Here is a 568-nt window from a genome sequence, read left to right on the forward strand (position 1 = left end):
TGTACGGTTCACTGCGCTGCTGCATCACATCACCGTCGATCTCCTGGAGCAGAGTTACTGCTCACTTGAGCGAGACTCGGCGCCAGGTATCGACGGCGTGACGTGGCAGGCCTACGGAGAAGGCCTCGAAGAGAAACTGACGGACCTGCACGATTGCATACACAAAGGCAGCTACCGCGCCCGCCCGGCCCGACGGACCTACATCCCGAAGGCGGATGGATCTCAGCGGCCACTCGCCATCTTGTGTGTAGAGGACAAAATCGTCCAACAAGCGGTCGCGACAGTCCTAGAAGCCATCTACGAGGAAGACTTCGTCGGCTTTTCCTACGGATTCCGACCGGGACGCGGGCAGCACGATGCGCTGGACGCCCTGCACGTCGGTATCCTCAGGAAACGAGTGAACTGGGTGCTAGACGCGGATATCCGGGGCTTTTTCGATGCCATGTCCCACTCATGGACACTCCGCTTTCTCGAGCACCGTATCGCGGACAAGCGCATCCTGCGCCTGATTGCGAAGTGGCTCAAGGTCGGCATCATTGAAGATGGACGCGTGACGCGCAGTCAGTGC

General features: G+C 59.7%; 1 protein-coding gene. It reads left to right on the top strand.

The genetic code is table 11. The features are described from left to right. Positions 1-568 (top strand): reverse transcriptase domain-containing protein (locus Q2941_RS51875; RefSeq protein ID WP_458197584.1); only part of this gene is annotated, 568 nt, incomplete at both ends.

The sequence above is a fragment of the Bradyrhizobium sp. UFLA05-153 genome (assembly GCF_054185185.1).